This is a genomic window from Inquilinus limosus DSM 16000 (genome assembly GCF_000423185.1).
Taxonomy (GTDB): domain Bacteria; phylum Pseudomonadota; class Alphaproteobacteria; order DSM-16000; family Inquilinaceae; genus Inquilinus; species Inquilinus limosus.
Genome location: NZ_AUHM01000019.1, coordinates 119816 through 136447, shown reverse-complemented (window position 1 = coordinate 136447; position 16632 = coordinate 119816). Strand labels below are relative to the sequence as shown.

15 protein-coding genes are annotated in these 16632 nt (G+C 70.3%); 10 read left to right on the top strand and 5 right to left on the bottom strand.

Translation table 11 applies throughout. The features are described from left to right. The first annotated feature begins 8 nt into the window (after positions 1-8). From G537_RS0117735 to G537_RS38535, 4 genes are all read left to right on the top strand, one after another. Positions 9-869: an alpha/beta fold hydrolase gene (locus G537_RS0117735; RefSeq protein WP_026871263.1), complete on the top strand. Its 861-nt coding sequence runs from the start codon at positions 9-11 to the stop codon at positions 867-869. Positions 870-989: 120 nt separating this feature from the next. Then, entirely contained in the window at positions 990-2579 is a 1590-nt protein-coding gene (locus G537_RS0117730; RefSeq protein ID WP_026871262.1) for a peptide ABC transporter substrate-binding protein, read from the top strand. 208 nt (positions 2580-2787) lie between these two features. Beyond that, positions 2788-3261, top strand: a complete 474-nt coding sequence (locus tag G537_RS0117725) for an NUDIX domain-containing protein (protein WP_026871261.1) — start codon at positions 2788-2790, stop codon at positions 3259-3261. A 4-nt stretch (positions 3262-3265) separates the two neighbouring features. Continuing rightward, a complete protein-coding gene (locus G537_RS38535; protein WP_051248552.1) occupies positions 3266-3892 on the top strand; it encodes an HD domain-containing protein in 627 nt (208 codons plus the stop codon). 145 nt (positions 3893-4037) lie between these two features. Here G537_RS38535 and G537_RS0117715 read toward each other — a convergent pair whose 3' ends face one another. Beyond that, positions 4038-4904 carry a LysR family transcriptional regulator gene (locus tag G537_RS0117715; protein ID WP_026871260.1) on the bottom strand — a complete coding sequence of 289 codons (867 nt, stop codon included), beginning with the start codon at positions 4902-4904 and terminating at the stop codon, positions 4038-4040. A 93-nt stretch (positions 4905-4997) separates the two neighbouring features. Between G537_RS0117715 and G537_RS0117710 the strand changes: the two genes are divergently transcribed. Both G537_RS0117710 and G537_RS0117705 read left to right on the top strand, forming a co-directional pair. After that, positions 4998-5591, top strand: coding sequence for a cysteine hydrolase family protein (locus G537_RS0117710; RefSeq protein ID WP_034852068.1), 594 nt, complete (start codon positions 4998-5000; stop codon positions 5589-5591). A 65-nt stretch (positions 5592-5656) separates the two neighbouring features. Beyond that, positions 5657-6031, top strand: coding sequence for a 4a-hydroxytetrahydrobiopterin dehydratase (locus tag G537_RS0117705; protein WP_026871258.1), 375 nt, complete (start codon positions 5657-5659; stop codon positions 6029-6031). Positions 6032-6191: 160 nt separating this feature from the next. Here G537_RS0117705 and G537_RS0117700 read toward each other — a convergent pair whose 3' ends face one another. Then, complete coding sequence (locus G537_RS0117700; protein WP_051248550.1) at positions 6192-6647, bottom strand: dihydroneopterin aldolase; 456 nt, start codon at positions 6645-6647, stop codon at positions 6192-6194. A gap of 196 nt (positions 6648-6843) precedes the next feature. Then, positions 6844-7983, bottom strand: coding sequence for a succinylglutamate desuccinylase/aspartoacylase family protein (locus tag G537_RS0117695; RefSeq protein ID WP_026871256.1), 1140 nt, complete (start codon positions 7981-7983; stop codon positions 6844-6846). Between the two features lie 269 nt (positions 7984-8252). On the opposite strand from G537_RS0117695, the gene G537_RS0117690 reads away from it, so the two are divergent. Continuing rightward, positions 8253-9560, top strand: coding sequence for an ammonium transporter (locus G537_RS0117690; RefSeq protein ID WP_026871255.1), 1308 nt, complete (start codon positions 8253-8255; stop codon positions 9558-9560). Between the two features lie 302 nt (positions 9561-9862). On the opposite strand, the gene gap is transcribed toward G537_RS0117690, so the two are convergent. Continuing rightward, on the bottom strand, positions 9863-10870 hold the full coding sequence (gene gap, locus G537_RS0117685) for a type I glyceraldehyde-3-phosphate dehydrogenase (RefSeq protein ID WP_026871254.1): 1008 nt from the start codon (positions 10868-10870) through the stop codon (positions 9863-9865). 202 nt (positions 10871-11072) lie between these two features. Continuing rightward, positions 11073-13064, bottom strand: coding sequence for a transketolase (gene tkt, locus G537_RS0117680; protein ID WP_081688878.1), 1992 nt, complete (start codon positions 13062-13064; stop codon positions 11073-11075). Between the two features lie 355 nt (positions 13065-13419). On the opposite strand from tkt, the gene G537_RS44680 reads away from it, so the two are divergent. From G537_RS44680 to G537_RS38525, 3 genes are all read left to right on the top strand, one after another. Then, positions 13420-14703, top strand: a complete 1284-nt coding sequence (locus tag G537_RS44680) for a glycoside hydrolase family 3 protein (protein WP_211230418.1) — start codon at positions 13420-13422, stop codon at positions 14701-14703. A gap of 212 nt (positions 14704-14915) precedes the next feature. Next, a complete protein-coding gene (locus tag G537_RS45070) occupies positions 14916-15443 on the top strand; it encodes a glycoside hydrolase family 3 C-terminal domain-containing protein (RefSeq protein ID WP_245579048.1) in 528 nt (175 codons plus the stop codon). An 84-nt stretch (positions 15444-15527) separates the two neighbouring features. Beyond that, the gene (locus tag G537_RS38525; protein WP_051248548.1) at positions 15528-16625 is read left to right on the top strand and encodes an Ldh family oxidoreductase; all 1098 of its coding nucleotides are present in this window, start codon (positions 15528-15530) and stop codon (positions 16623-16625) included. Positions 16626-16632: the final 7 nt, after the last annotated feature.

The window sequence follows — 16632 nt, the reverse complement described above, 5'->3', positions numbered from 1 at the left end:
GGGACTGCATGCGCGCGAAGATCCGCGACACCGAGATCTGGTTCGACATCGACGGCGCCGGGCTGGTGCCGGACGGCAGCACGATGCGGGAGCGGCCGGTCGGGTTCCTGATCCATGGCGGCCCGGGCTCCGACCACAGCGGCTTCAAGCCGAGCATGAGCCCGCTGGCCCAGCACATGCAGCTGGTCTATTTCGACCACCGCGGCCAGGGCCGCTCCGCCCGCGGCGACCCGGCGCGCTACACGCTCGACGAGAATGTCGAGGACATGGAGGCGCTGCGCCGCCATCTCGGCTTCGGGCCGATCGCCAGCATCGGCACCAGCTATGGCGGCATGGTCGCGATGGCGCACGCCGCACGCTATCCGGAGGCGGTGTCGCATCTGGTGCTGATCGTCACCGCCGCGCATGCCGGCTTCCACGAGCGGGCGCAGCAGATCCTGCGCGAGCGCGGCAATGCGGAGCAGGTCGCGGTCGGCGAGATGCTGTGGGCCGGCGGATTTCGGAGCGAAGCGGATCTCGAAGCCTATTACGCGGCGATGGGGCCGCTCTATTCCCGCCGCTACGACCCGGCGGCAGCCGCGGCGACGCGCGGCCGGGCGATCCACTCGCCCGAGGCGATCAACCGCGCCTTCGGTCCTGACGGCTTCCTGCGCCGGCTGGACCTGCGGCCGGAACTGGCGCGGATCACCGCGCCGACCCTGATCCTGGCCGGCCTCCACGACTGGATCTGCCCGCCCGAGTTCTCGGAGGAGATCCACCGCCTGATCCCGGGCTCGACGCTGCGGATCTTCGAGAACAGCAGCCACTCGATCCGGGTCGACGAGCCGGAGGCGCTGCGGGCGGCGATCGCGGGGTTCGTGGCGGGGTAGGAGGCCTTGTGTTGGGTTCGCATTCGCGAACCCAACCTACGATTCAGCAAAAATCTTATGTTGTTGATCTGCATTCCACATGGTGGCACGCCTTCCGGCACCAGAAGGAAGGACGATTCGATGCGCCATCACGGCAAGATCCTCACCGCCGGCCTGCTCGCGGCCGCGCTCTGGAGCGGCGCGGCGGGGGCCGAGACCCTGCTGTCCCGCGGCAATGGCGGCCAGCCGGAGACGCTGGACGTGCACAAATCCGTCGGCATCCCGGAAGCCTGGATCGAGCTCGACCTGTTCGAGGGGCTGCTGGCGCCCGGGCCGAAGGGCGAGCTGGTGCCGGGCGCGGCCGAGAGCTGGACCGTCTCCGACGACGGCCGGACCTACAGCTTCAAGCTGCGCGCCGACGGCAAGTGGTCGGACGGCGGCCCGGTCAGGGCGCAGGATTTCGTCTATTCCTGGCGCCGGCTGGTCGACCCGAAGACGGCGGCGCCCTACGCCTATTTCCTCGACCGGGTGGCCGGCGCGAAAGAGGTGCGGCTGGGCCAGAAGCCGCCCGAGGCGCTGGGCGTGCGTGCGGTCGACGACCGCACCTTCGAGGTCCACCTCGTCGGCCCGACCTCCTACTTCCTGTCGATGCTGGTCAACAACGCGACCTTCCCGGTGAACCGGGCCAATGTCGAAAAGTTCGGCGACGCCTTCGCCCGGCCGGGCAACCTCGTCTCGAACGGCGCCTATGTGCTGGTGGACGACGTGCCGCAGTCGCACATGACGCTTCGCAGGAACCCGCAGTTCCATGACGCGGCGAACGTCAAGGTCGACGCCGTCCGCTACGTGGTGACCGAGGACCTCGACAGCGAGCTGGCGCGGTTCAAGGCCGGCGAGCTCGACGTCACCAGCGAGGTGCCGAGCCAGCAGGTGCCGGCGCTGAAGCAGAGCCATGCCGGGGAGCTGCACATCGCGCCCTATCTCGGCATCTACTTCTACGCCATCAACCTGAACCACGAGCCGTGGAAGAGCGGCCCGGAGCTGCGCCGCGCCCTGTCGCTGGCCGTCGACCGCGACGTGATCATCGACAAGGTGTTTCAGGGCAACCAGACCCCGGCCTACAGCTTCGTGCCGCCGGGCACCGACGGCTTCCCGGCCTGGCAGCCGGAGGAGGCGGGCTGGACCCAGGCGCGGCGCGACGAGGAGGCGAAGGCGCTGCTGGCCAAGGCCGGATTCGGGCCGGAGAAGCCGCTGCAGGTGAAGATCACCTACAACACCTCGGAGAACCACAAGAAGATCGCCGTGGCGATCGCCGCGATGTGGAAGCAGAAGCTCGGGGTCGAGGCCACGCTCGAGAATCTGGAATGGTCGACCTACCTGACCGTCCACCACCGGAAGGAGTTCCAGGATTTCGCCCGCACCGGCTGGATCGGCCAGTACAACGACGCGAACTTCTTCCTCGAGCTGCAGCGCAGCGGCATTGGCGAGCTCAGCACCTCGGACTATGCCAACCCCGCGTATGACGCGCTGCTCGACCAGGCCTCGGCCGAGACCGATGCGGCCAGGCGGGGGCAGATCCTGCAGCAGGCGGAGCGGATGATGATCGCCGACACGCCGGTGATCCCGCTGTTCTTCTACACCAGCCGGCACCTGGTCTCGCCGGCGGTGAAGGGCTGGGAGGACAATCTGCGCGACCTGCACCCGACCCGCTGGCTGTCGGTCGAGCGGTAGGGAAGGCCCCTCTGTCGGTGGTCGGGGCCTCCTTCGCCGCCATTGCGAGGAGGCGAAGCCGACGAAGCAATCCAGGGGCCTGAGCGAGCCGCCCTGGATTGCTTCGCTGCGCTCGCAATGACGACATTGACGACGGGGAGAAGATGTCTGGGCCGCCTTGCCTCTCCGGCGGTTGACACGGCACCGCTCCGCCGGGTCATCTGCGGCCATGAATCCGGCCCGCCGCACCCTGCCGCTCCTGCTGCACCGCGCCCACAACGCCTATCTGCGGCTGCGCAAGCCGCTGACCCTCGGCGCCCGCATGGTGGTGCGGGACGGGGATGGGCGCTTCCTCCTGGTCCATCACACCTACCGGCCCGGCTGGTTCTTCCCCGGCGGCGGGGTGAAGAAATGGGAGAGCTTCGAGGCCTGCGCCGTGCGCGAGGCACGGGAGGAGGCGGCGGTCGAGGTCGAATCGGTCGACCGGCTGTTCGCCGTCTATGCCCATTTCGACGAGCTGCGCTGCGACCACGTCGCGCTGTTCCTGGCCGACCGCTGGCGCCCCTCCGGCGGCCGCCTGTCCTTCGAGATCGCCGAGGCCCGCTTCTTCCCGGCCGACGACCTGCCGCGCGACATCCACGGCGCGACCCACCGCCGGATCCAGGAGATCCTCGGCCTCCGCAGCATCGACCCCGTCTGGTGACGACATGACCGAAGCCGCCCCGCCCGCCGACCGCCTGGCCCAGATCCAGGAGTTCCTGCTGGTCTGCGACAAGTTCAAGCAGGTCACCCGGCAGAACTACCTGACCGACGGCAGCCGGCGCGAGACCGATGCCGAGCACACCTGGCACATGGCGCTCTACGCCCTGCTGCTGAAGGACGAGATCGGCTTCGAGGTCGACATCGCCAAGGTGCTGTCGCTGGTGCTGACGCACGACCTGGTCGAGATCTACGCCGGCGACACCTTCGCCTATGACGATGTCGGCCGGCAGGATCAGGCGGCGCGCGAGGCCGAGGCGGCGGCGAAGCTGTTCGGCCTGCTGCCGCCGGACCTGCGCGACAAGGTGCATGGCTGGTGGACGGAGTTCGAGGCCGGCGAGACGCCGGAGGCGCGCTTCGCCCGCGCGCTCGACCGGCTGCAGGCCTTCGCCCAGAACGTGGTCAGCGGCGGCAAGTCCTGGCACGAGCACGGCGTCACCCGGACCCGGACCTTCAGCCGGATGCAGGAGGCGCTGGACAGCGACCCGACGCTCCGCCTGCTGGTCGAGCGGCTCTACGCCCGCGCCGACCGGGAGGAGAGCTGGGTGCCGGAGCCTGCTTCTGCAGGCAGCTAGTCAGGCGGATAGGCCGGGACCACCCCCTCACCCCTGAGGAGAGGTGAAGGAAGCGCTGCTTCGATTCCCCTCTCCTCGGGGAGAGGGAGGGGCCCGACGCCGAAGGCGGCGGGAGGGTGAGGGGGCGACCTCACCGTCGAGCCGATCAATCCACTTCGGTCTGAACGCCCTCCAGCCTTCCACGGTCTTCCGCCAGAACTTCAGCCAGCCAGTCGGCCACCGCCCGGATGCGCGGCACGTCCCTGGCCGGGCCGGGCAGCACCAGCCAGAGCTCGCGCGTGACCACCGGGACGGGACCTGACAGTCGCTCCAGATCCGGCTCGCCATCGGCGACGTAGCAGGGGAGAACGGCGCGGCCGAGCCCGGCCTTGGCGGCCGCCAGCATCTCGGTCCCGCCGCTGACCCGAAGCGCCGGTTCCAGCCCGCCCGGCTGGTCGCGCAGCCAGACCATCTGCGCCACCGCCTCATGTGCCTCATCCAAGGCGATCCAGCCGTCGCCGGCGGCGCCGCGGGCGCGATAGACCGCATGGCCGATCCGGGCGCCGAGCCGCGCCGCCAGGTTGCCGGCGCGCGGCCGCGCCAGGCGCAGGGCGATGTCGGCGTCGCGGCGCTCGAGATCGGCATTGGTCTCGGCGCCGAGGATCGTCGGCTGCAGGCCGGGATGGCGCCGCTGCAGCGCGCCCAGGCGCGGGATCAGCCACTCCGCGGCGAAGCTGGGCAGCGCCGCGATCCGGATCGGGCCGGAAACCGCGGCGTCGCGGTCGCGCGCCGCGTGCTCGATGGCGATCGCCGCACGCTCCATCGTCTCCGCCTGGGCCGCCACGGCGGCGCCGACCGGTGTCGGCCGGAAGCGCCGGTCGATGCGCTCGAACAGCGGCGTGCCCAGCGCCGCCTCGGCGGCGGCGAGGCGGCGCGACACGGTGGTCTGGTCGACGCCCAGCGCCTGCGCCGCGGCCGAGGCGGTGCCGTGCCGGGCGATCGCCAGGACGAAGCGGGCGAGGTCCCAATCCATGCCTGCAATATTGCAGCTTCAATCGGCAGAATCTCGGCTTTTCTGCAGAGCCGACCGGCGCCAGCTTCGGGCCATCGCAACCGGAGATCATTGATGCTTCCCAAGACCCTGCTCGACCATGCCGGCATCCGGCCGGAACCCGCCGCCCTGTCGGAGGCGGTCCTGGTGCTGATCGACATGCAGCGCGAATACAGCGACGGCCAGCTGTCTCTGCCCGGATGGGAGGCTGCGGTCGAGGAGGCCGCCGGCCTGCTGGCCCGGGCGCGCCGCCTCGGCACCCCGGTCATCCATGTGCTGAACGAACGGAAGGGCGGGCTGTTCGACGTCGACGGCCCCTATGTCGCCCCGATCGCCGCGGTAACGCCGGCGGCCGGGGAGGTGGTGGTGAGGAAGGGGCTGCCCAATGCCTTCGCCGGCACCGATCTGGCCGAGCGCATCGCCGCGACCGGCCGCGGCAAGCTCGTGACGGTCGGCTTCATGACCCATATGTGCGTCGACGCCACCACCCGTTCGGCCGTCGACCACGGCCTGTTCACGACGGTCGTCGCATCGGCCTGCGCCAGCCGCGACCTGCCGGACCCGCTCGGCGGCGTGCGGCCGGCAGCGGAGGTGCACCGGGCGGCGCTGACCGCCCTGGCCGACCGCTACGCCGTCGTGGTCGCCAAGGGGGATGCCGTGCCCGACTGACGCGCTATCCTTCCGGGATGTGACGGCGGCCCGCCGGTGCCGCCGGTTCCCTCGGGAGGATTGCCATGGCCGCGAAGCTCCAAGCCTATCCCGCCGCCGAGGTCGAGGCCCGCCTGCGCCGCGACCTGCCGCACTGGCGCTACGAGGACGGCAGCATCCGCCGGCGCTACGAGACCCATGGCTGGAAAGGCACGATGCTGGCGATCGGCGCCATCGGCCACCTGGCCGAGGCCGCCTGGCACCATCCCGAGATCGCCGCCTCCTGGGGCTGGGTCGAGGTCCGGCTGAACACGCATGACGCCGGCGGCGGCATCACCGACCGGGACTTCGCCCTGGCCCGCAAGATCGAGGAGGTGGTGGCCTGGCGGCCGGCCCGCGAGGGCGCGGGGCTGGAGGGCACGCCCATCGACCCGCGCTTCGCCTACATCAAGTACGAGTGAGTGACGCCGTAGAGAGCCGGCCAAGCCGATCCCAAATCGTCATGGCGAGCGAAGCGTGGCCATCCAGTCCCACGGCCGGAGCTGACTCCGCCAACCTGGATGGCCACGCCCCTTCGGGGCTCGCCATGACGGTTCTGGGAGCCACCCGGCCGGCGACGTCTCAGCCCTCGCGGCGGCGCTCGAAGCGGACGCCGATGGAATCGGCCTCGGGGAAGACGTCGAGCTTCTCGATCTCGGCCACCGCCCAGACCACCATCGGATGGGCCATGGCGAGGTCGAGCACGTGCTCGGCCACCGTCTCGATCAGCCGCACATGCTCCTTCTCTGCCAGGGCCCGCAGGCCCTGCACCAGCCCTTCATAGGAGGGGACGCGGCCGATGTCGTCGCCGATGCCGCCCGGCAGCAGCTCGACCTCCATCTCGACGCTGATGCGGACGCGCTGGCGCCGCTCCTCCTCATGGGCGTAGACGCCGATCGACATCGGCACGATGAAGTGGCGCAGCCGGATCAGATAGGTGGCCGGGCGCGCCGGCTCGGCCGCGGGGAAGGCGGATGACGCAGGCTTGGTCCCGGCGCGCGTGACGAGCGGGATCGGGGTACGGGACGGGGCACTCATGGCTCGGGCTATCCGATTGGCGGACGCCGGCCGTGGCTCTGCCGGCCGCGGGTCCGTTGGCGAGGCACGGGCAGTCTGGCCGTGCGGTCTCCGAGGAAGAGGCATCCTGCCGCGATCCGGCCGGGAAGGCGAGAGGGAAGTGCACGCGCCGCGCGCATGGCTCCCGCCAACCGGGCGGAGCGGCCCGGGGCGGCTCTCAGCTGGTCAGCAGGTTCGATCCGCGGCCCTCGATCGGCTCGGCGCCGGCGATCTTGGCGACGATGTCTCCCGGCCGGACCAGGCGATGGATGCAGAGCGACCACAGGACCCCGTCGACTCCGGCGTGCAGCGGCGTGCGCGCCCGGGCCGGGTCGGCGGTGGGGTCGACGATATCGGCGACATGGTCGCCGCGGCGCAGCCGGGCGCCGAGCGGTTGGGCATAGGCGATGATGCCGGCGACCGGGGAGCGCAGCATCTCGTTGCCGGCCAGCGGCGTGGCGCCGCACAGCGCCTCGGGCAGCGGCCCGGGGTCACCGGCGACGACGCCGCGGCGCTGCAGGAAGCGCAGCAGCGCCTCGGCATCGGCCTGGGCCGTGCCGTCGTCGACATCGGCCTGGCCGCGCAGCTCGATCGTCGCCGCCAGGCAGGCCGGCGGCAGCGGATGCCCGTCGCCGAGCAGCTTGCGCAGGACCCACCAGGGCGCGGAATTCGCCTCGTCGAACGGGTTGTCGCCGGAGTCCTCGGCCAGCAGCACCACCTCGGCGCGCAGATCGCGGGCCAGGTCCTCGGCGTCCGGCCACAGCGGCGTGCCGAGATAGACGTGCACCGGCGCCTGGTTGTCGCAGTGCAGGTCGAGCACGAAGTCGGCGTCGATCGACAGGCCGAGCAGCAGCTTTCTCAGCGCGCCGGTCTCGTCGGCCGGCTGCTGCTCCGCCAGCGCCGCCAGCAGGGCGGCGCGCACCAGCCGGATGTTGCGGTCGGCGTCGTCGGTGAGCTGGCCGGCGATGCGCGGCGCCACGATCGGGGCCAGGTCGGGGTAGTGGCGGTTGAAGTTGCCGCGCCCGTCCAGGGCGAAGCGGCCGACATGGTACTCCAGCACCGATTGCGACAGCCCGATCGGGTTGGCGGCCGGCACCACCACGATCTCGCCGCGGATCGCCCCGGCGGCGTCCAGCGCGTCGAGGCGGCGCAGCAGGTGATGCGCCGCCAGCATCCCGGGCAGCTCGTCGGCATGCAGGCCGGCCTGGATATAGGCCTTGGGCCGCGCCCCGGGCTGGCCGTAGCCGTAGACGGTGATGGCCCGGCTGGTTCCGGGGGCGCTCGAAGGCAGCGGGATCTGGCGGACGGTCTTGCTCATCTCGGCACTCTGGACAAGGGCGCCGCACCCTAGCGCGGCGGCAGCCGGAAGGCACTAGTTGTGCATCTGTCCAAATTTTAATCAGTGCTGTGCCAATCGCTCATAATTTCATCAATTGCGCGTGATCAACCTGCTGCGGCGCTGGGCGCGGCCCGTGCCGGCAAAATCGGCACGGCACTTGCTTGAACCCCGGCGAAGGGCGGTTCGTGCCGGTGCCGACAGGGCGGCTGCCGACCGTCAGCCGGGAAGATGAGGCTGGAGAGAACTCTATGAAGCGGACGTTTTGGGGATTGGGAGGCGTAGCTGCCGCCTTGCTGACGGCGCTGCCGGCCTGGGCGCAGGATGCGGCGGCGACGCCGACGCTGAGCTCGGGTGACACGGCCTGGATGCAGACGTCGATCGCGCTGGTCCTGATGATGACCATCCCGGGGCTGGCGCTGTTCTATGGCGGCATGGTCCGCAAGGCCAATGTGCTGTCCATCCTGATGCAGTGCTTCGCCATCACCTGCCTGGTGAGCATCATCTGGATGGTGCTGGGGTACAGCCTCGCCTTCGGTCCGGGCGGCGCCTATGTCGGCGACCTGTCGCGCGGCTTCCTGAAGGGCCTGTCGGTCGACGCGCTGAGCGGGACGATCCCCGAGAGCGTGTTCATGATGTTCCAGATGACCTTCGCGATCATCACGCCGGCGCTGATCGTCGGCGCCTTCGCCGACCGCATGAAGTTCTCGTCGCTGCTGGTCTTCATCACCCTGTGGTCGATCATCGTCTATTCGCCGGTCGCGCACTGGGTCTGGCAGTCGAACGGCTGGCTGTTCGGGGCCGGCGTCCTCGATTTCGCCGGCGGCACGGTGGTGCACATCAATGCCGGGATCGCCGGCCTCGTGGCCTGCATCGTGATCGGCAAGCGGCACGGCTACGGCGCCGGCGTGGTGCACGCCTTCGCGCCGCACAACCTGGTGCTCAGCGTGATCGGCGCCTCGCTGCTGTGGGTCGGCTGGTTCGGCTTCAACGCCGGCTCGGCGCTGGCGGCGGGCGGGCTGTCCGGCATGGCCTTCGCCGTGACCCATATCGCCACCGCGGCCGCGGCGCTGGCCTGGATGTTCGTCGAGTGGGGCGCCAAGGGTAAGCCGAGCGTGCTCGGCGTCATCTCCGGCGCCGTCGCTGGCCTCGTCGCCATCACCCCTGCCTCCGGCTTCGTCAACCCGACCGGAGCGCTGGTGATCGGCATTGTCGCCGGCATCGTCTGCTACTTCGCCGCGACCTCGGTGAAGAAGGCGCTGGGCTACGACGACTCGCTCGACGTCTTCGGCGTGCACTGCGTCGGCGGCATCGTCGGCGCGATCCTGACCGGCGTCTTCGCCGATCCGTCGGTCAACTCGCTCGGCACCGGCCTGCTCTACGGCAACCCCGGCCAGGTCTGGATCCAGATCGAAGGCGTCCTCGCCACCCTGATCTGGAGCGGCGTGGTCACCGCGGTGCTGCTGGTCCTGATCAAGGCGGTCATGGGTCTGCGGGTTTCGGAAGAGGCGGAGCGCGACGGCCTCGACCTCGCCCTGCACGGCGAGGCGGTGCAATAGCGCGTCGCACCGGATGGCGGCCAGACTTGGGGCGTCCCTCGGGACGCCCCTCTTTTTTGCCTGCCAGTGATACCAGCAGCCTTTGAGAACGACTCCCGGCCCCTCTGTCGTCATGGCGAGGCGCGCAGCGCCGTGGCCATCCAGGGGGCGGGGCGGTGCGAGCGGCCCTGGATGGCCGCGCCCCTTCGGGGCTCGCCATGACGGATCGGTATTTCGGGCAGCCGGTATGATCTGCCGAATCTTCAGGCAAAAAAGAGGGCGGCCGAAGCCGCCCTCTCGTGTTCCGGAACCGAAGCTCCGCGTCAACGGGCCTCGGACATGGCGATCACGGTGTCGCCCATCCGGTTCGAGAAGCCCCATTCGTTGTCGTACCAGCTCATCACCCGGACGAAGGTGCCGTCGATCACCTTGGTTTCCTTGATCGCGAAGATCGAGGAATGGGTGTCGTGGTTGAAGTCGGTCGACACCAGGTCCTCCTCGTAGAAGCTGAGGATGCCCTTCAGCTTGCCGCCGGCGGCCTGCTTGATCGCCGCCGAGATCTCCTCGACGGTGGTCGGACGCTTGGCGACGAACTTGAAGTCGACGACCGAGACGTTCGGCGACGGCACGCGGATCGAGGTGCCGTCCAGCTTGCCCTTCAGCTCCGGCAGCACCTTGCCGACCGCCTTGGCGGCGCCGGTCGAGGTCGGGATCAGGTTCAGCGCCGCGGCGCGGGCCCGGTGCAGGTCCTTGTGCATCGTGTCGACGATGCGCTGGTCGCCGGTGTAGCTGTGGATCGTGGTCATGAAGCCGTGATCGATCCCGATCGCCTCGTGCAGCACCCAGGCGACCGGCGCCAGGCAGTTTGTGGTGCAGGAGGCGTTGGAGACGATCTTGTGCTCGGCCTTCAGCTTGTCGTGGTTGACGCCGTAGACGACGGTCAGGTCCTCGTCGGTCGCCGGGGCCGAGATCAGCACCTTCTGGGCGCCGGCCGCCAGATGCTTGGCGGCGTCGTCGCGCTTGGTGAAGATGCCGGAGCATTCGAGCGCGATCTCGACGCCGAGATCGCCCCAGGGCAGCTGGGTGGGGTCGCGCTGCTGCAGCGCCTTGATGCCGCGGCCGTTGACGAGCAGCGTGTCGCCCTCGGCCCCGACCTCGAACGGCGCCCGGCCGTGCACGCTGTCGTATTTCAGCAGATGCGCGTTGGTCTTGACGTCGGCGAGGTCGTTGATCGCGACCACCTCGATGTCCTTGCGCCCGGATTCGATCAGCGCCCGCAGCACCAGGCGCCCGATGCGCCCGAACCCGTTGATGGCAACTTTCACGGCCATGTCGTCTTCTCCGATCCGATGATCTCGTACCGATAGCCTATAAGGACCGACCCGTCCCCCTCCTTGTCATGCCCGTCCTCGGACTTGATCCGAGGATTGATCCGGGCATCCAGGGCGGCCAGAGCCGCTCTCGGTGGCCCCTGGATCGCCGGGTCAAGCCCGGCGATGACAACTCAGGAAGGGGCGGTCCTCGGTATCCGCGTTACAGCTTGGCCTTGGCGGCGGCGACGACCGCCTCGGCCGTGATCCCGAAATGCTTGTACAGCTGGTCGTACGGGCCCGAGGCACCGAAGCCGGTCATGCCGACGAAGGCGCCCTCCGGACCGATATAGTGATCCCAGCCCTGGCGCACACCCGCTTCCACGGCGATGCGGACCACGCCCTGGCCCAGCACCCGGCGGCGGTAGTCCGACGGCTGGCGGTCGAACAGCGACGTGCAGGGCATGGAGACGAGGCGGGTGCCGATGCCTTCGGCCTCCAGCGCGTCGCGCGCTTCCTTGGCGATCGCGACCTCGGAGCCGGTGGCGATCAGCAGCACGCGCGGCGTGCCGGTCGCCTCCTCCAAGATGTAGCCGCCCTTGGCCGAGAGGTTCTCGGCGTTGGCGTTGCGGCGCAGCGTCGGCAGGTTCTGGCGGGTCAGCGCCAGAACCGACGGGGCATCCTCGGTCTCCAGCGCGATCTGCCAGGCCTCCGCCGTCTCGACCGCGTCGCAGGGGCGGAACACCAGGAGATGCGGGATCGCCCGCAGCGCCGCGACATGCTCCACCGGCTGGTGGGTCGGGCCGTCCTCGCCGAGGCCGATCGAGTCATGGGTCATGACGAAGACGACGCGCTGGCGCATCAGCGCCGCCAGGCGGATCGACGGGCGGGCGTAGTCGGTGAAGGTCAGGAAGGTGGCGCCGTAGGGGATGATGCCGCCATGCAGGGCCAGCCCGTTCATCGCCGCCGCCATGCCGTGCTCGCGCACGCCGTAGCGGACATAGCGGCCGTCGTACTTGCCGGGCTCGATGTCGGTCGAGACCTTGGTCTTGGTGTTGTTCGACGGCGTCAGGTCGGCCGAGCCACCAATCAGCTCCGGGATCGCCGGCACCAGCAGCTCCAGTACCTGGCCCGAGGCGACGCGGGTGGCCAGGCTCGGCTTGGCCTCCGAGGTCTCGGCCTTGAACTTGGCCAGGATGCCGTCGAGGCCGGAGGGCAGGGCGCCGGTCATGGCCTGGCGGAAGGCGGCGCGGGTCTCGGCCGGCGTCTTCAAGAGGCGGGCGTCCCAGGCCAGGCGCTCGGCCTCGCCGCGCTTGCCGATCTCGCGCCAGGCGGCCAGGGTCGCCTCCGGCACCTCGAAGGGCGGGTAGGTCCAGCCGAGATGCTCGCGGGCCGCCGCCACCTCGTCCTTGCCGAGGGGCGAGCCGTGGGTGGCGCTGGTGCCCTGCTTGTTCGGGGCGCCCCAGCCGATGATGGTCTTGCAGGCGATCAGGCTCGGCCGCTGGTCCGCCAGCGCCGCGTCGATGGCGGCGGCGATCGCCTCGGTGTCGTGGCCGTCGATGCGCTGGACGTGCCAGCCATAGGCCTCGAAGCGCTTCTGGGTGTCGTCGCTGAAGGACAGCTTGGTCGGGCCGTCGATCGTGATGCTGTTGTCGTCGTAGAACACGATCAGCCGGCCGAGCTTCAGGTGCCCGGCCAGCGAGCAGGCCTCGTGGCTGATCCCTTCCTCGAGGTCCCCGTCACCGCAGGTGACCCAGGTGTGGTGGTTGACCAGGTCGTCGCCGAAGCGGGCGTTGAGGATGCGCTCGGCCAGCGCGAAGCCGACGGCGTTGCCCAGCCCCTGGCCCAGCGGCCCGGTCGTGGTCTCGATCCCGGCCTCGTGATCGACCTCGGGATGGCCCGCGGTGTGGCTGCCCAGCTGGCGGAACCGCTTGATCTCGTCGAGTGTGATCTTGCTGTTCCCGGTCAGGTACATCAGCGAGTACAGCAGCATCGAGCCGTGGCCGCCGGACAGGATGAAGCGGTCGCGGTCGGCCCAGGTCGGGGCGGCGGCGTCGAACTTCAGATAGCGGCTGAACAGCACCGTGGCGACGTCGGCCATGCCCATCGGCATGCCGGGATGGCCGCTCTTCACCGCCTCGACCGCATCCATGGACAGGAAGCGGATGGCGTTCGCCATGTCTGAGTGGGTCACGGTCCGGGGGCTGTCGCTCATGGCATCGATCCGTTGCGGGCACGGGGATCCGACGATGGCCCGCCCGGTCTCTCGTCAAGGCAGGTGCTCGTCGGGGCGGGCGGCACCATGCAGCCCCGGTCGCCCCGCGTCAATGCCACCAAATGCCCATTTCGGGCCGAAAATGCCGGCGGAAAGGTCGGACATTGGCGACGCGGACTACCCCGGTAAACCCACGACCGATAACCAGCCTCATCGGCTTGAAATCGTAAAGTTTTAGAGAATTCAAATCGAAATCTCGGAATCTCTCTGCATAAACATTCTCGGTCGCGGATTTGAATTGATGAAACGTGGAATCGCTCTATAGCGAGCAAAGATATCGGAGGAGGGGAGGACAATGCGTAGGTCTCGTTTCTGGTCCGCCGCGGCCGCCATCGGCCTGGGCGGATGGCTGGCCTGCGGCCCGGCCTTTGCCGATGCGACGCCCGGCCTGGCCGCGCGCTCGGCGCCGGTGCTGACGGAGCGCGGTTTCCAATACAAGGACCTGAACCGCAACGGCCGGCTGGACCCCTATGAGGACCGGCGCCTGCCGCCGGCGGTGCGGGCCCGGGACCTGGTCCGGCGCATGACGCTGGAGGAGAAGGCCGGCCAGATGCTGCACGCCACGCCGGCCTCGACCGCCACCGGCGACGGCTGGACCGCGGACTCGCTGTCGTCGCTGCTCGCGGGCCGGCATGCCGGCGCCATGATCAGCCGCCTGTCCGGCACGGCGGAGGCGCAGGCCAGGGCCGCCAACGAGGCGCAGGAGATCGCCGAGCAGACCCGGCTGGGCATCCCGGTGATGCTCAGCTCCGATCCCCGCAATCATTTCCAGTACGTCCCCGGCGCCAGCGTCGAGAACAGGGCCTTCTCGCAATGGCCGGAGACGACGGGGCTGGCGGCGATCGGCGACCCCCGGCTGGTGCGCCGCTTCGGCGACATCGCCCGGCAGGAATACGAGGCGATCGGCCTGCGCATGACCCTGTCGCCGCAGGCCGACCTGTCCACCGAGCCGCGCTGGCCGCGCATCAACGGCACCTTCGGCGAGGACCCGGATCTGGCGAGCCGCCTGGTCGAGGCCTATGTCGCCGGCTTCCAGAACGGCGAGCGCGGCCTGAACCGCGGCAGCGTCGTCGCCGTGGTCAAGCACTGGGTCGGCTACGGCGCCGCGGTCGACGGCTTCGACGGCCACAACCACTACGGCCAGGACCTGACCTTCCCGGCCGGCCGCTTCCAGGACCATGTCCGCGCCTTCCGCGGCGCCTTCGCCGCGAATGTGGCCGGGGTGATGCCGACCTATTCGGTGCCGCCCGCGGGCCTGACCCTGTTCGGCCGGCCGCTGGAGCGGGTCGGCGCCGGCTTCAGCAAGCAGCTCCTGACCGACCTGCTGCGCGGCCGCTTCGGCTTCGACGGGCTGGTCCTCAGCGACTGGGCCATCACCCAGGACTGCGACGCCAACTGCCGCGACGGCTGGCCGGAGGGGCAGGCGCCGGGCTTCGCCGGCTTCGGCACGCCCTGGGGATGGAGCAGGCCACGGTCCAGCAGCGCTTCGTCAAGGCGATCGACGCCGGCATCGACCAGTTCGGCGGCACCAGCGACGACCCGGCGCCGATCGTGCAGGCGGTTCATGCCGGCCAGGTGAGCGAGCGCCGGATCGACCAGTCGGTGGTCCGGATCCTGGAGCAGAAATTCGCGCTCGGCCTGTTCGAGAACCCCTATGTCGACGAGGCGGCGGCCGGCCGCATCGCCGGCAATGCCCGCTTCGTCGCGGAGGGGAGGGCAGCCCAGCAGGCCTCGCTGGTGCTTCTCGAGAACAAGCCGGTGGCGGCGCGCGGCGCCGGCCGCGGCCGGCCGATGCTGCCGCTGAACCCGTCGCTGAAGCGGGTCTGGCTGCACAATGTGGATGCGGCGACGGTCAAGGCCCGGGGCTTCACCGTGGTCGACGACCCGGCCCAGGCCGATTTCGCGCTGGTGCGGACGGCGGCGCCCTACGAGATCCTGCACCCGAACTACACCTTCGGCAGCCGGCAGCACGAGGGGCGGCTGGACTTCCGCGACGGCGACCCGGATTACGAGGCGATCAAGCGCGCCTCGGCCGTGGCGCCGACGGTGGTCACCGTCTATCTCGACCGGCCGGCGGTGCTGACCAATGTCAGCAGCCGCGCCGCCGCGTTGATCGGCAATTTCGGGATCACCGACGACGCGCTGCTGGACGTGCTGCAGGGCAAGGCCCGGCCGCGCGGCCGCCTGCCGTTCGAGCTGCCGTCCTCGATGGCCGCCGTCCTGGCCCAGGCGTCGGACGCGCCCTATGACAGCCGGGCGCCGCTGTACCCCTTCGGCTACGGCCTGCGCTACCAGGGGCATATCGCCTCGTCCCGATAAGGTCTGGAGCCCCTCTCGGCTGTGCGCTAGACAGGTCGGACAAAACGGCCAGGGCGACGGCCGAGAGGGATTCGGAGAGACGGGATGGAACGGTTCGAGGGCGTGCGCCTGCAGCGGGCGGTGCTGGAAGACTTCGCGGCGGCGCTGCTGCGCGGCGCCGGAATGTCTGCGGACAGCGCGGCGGCGACGGCGCGGGCGATGACCGACGCCTCGGCCCGCGGCGTCGACACCCATGGCGTGCGGCTGGTGCCGTTCTACCTCGACCAGCTCGAGAACCGGCGGGTCAACCCGACCCCGGCGGTGACCGCGACGCGCACCGCGCCGGCCTGCGTCGTCGTCGACGCCGATGGCGGCCTCGGCCATCTCGCCAGCTACCGCGCCGTCGAGGAGGCGGCGCGGGTGGCGGAGGAGACGGGCCTGGCCGCAGCCGTCGTCACCCGCTCGGCCCATCACGGCGCCACCGGCGTCTACACCCTGGCGGCGGCGAAGCGCGGCTTCGTCGCCTTCGGCTGCACCCATGCCGATGCGCTGGTGGTGCCGCATGGCGGGGTGAAGCCCTTCTACGGTACCAACCCGGTCAGCTTCGCCGCCCCGGCGCCGGGCGAGGAGCCGGTGCTGCTCGACATGGCGACCAGCGCCGTCCCGCTCAACCGCGTGCATCTGCGCCGCGACACCGGCACGCCGCTGCCGCCGGAGGTCGCGGTCGGCCCCGACGGAATCGCCACCACCGACCCGCATGTCGCCACCGGCCTGATTCCGGTCGGCGGCCTCGGCTACGGCTACAAGGGCGCCGGCCTCGCGATGATGGTCGAGATCCTGTGCGCGGCCCTGACCGGCATGCCGCACGGCCTGCGCATGGGCAAGTTCACGGGGCCGGGCAAGCCGGTCTCCATCGGGCACTTCTTCCTGCTGCTGAAGCCGCAGGCCTTCGCCGCGACGGGCTTCGAGTCGTCGATCGGGGCGATTCTCGCCGATCTGCGGGCGCAGCCGGCCCAGCCGGGGCAGGAGGTGATGGCGCCGGGCGACCCGGAGAAGCGCGAGGCGCTCGAGCGCGCGGCGCTCGGCGTGCCGCTCGACCGCCGCACCTGGGAACGGCTGGTCGCCTTCGCCGGCACCGTCGGGGTGGCCGTGCCCGAGGCTCGTCCCGATGCTTCCGTTGACGCAGACCGGAGCGGCGCATAGTTTCACC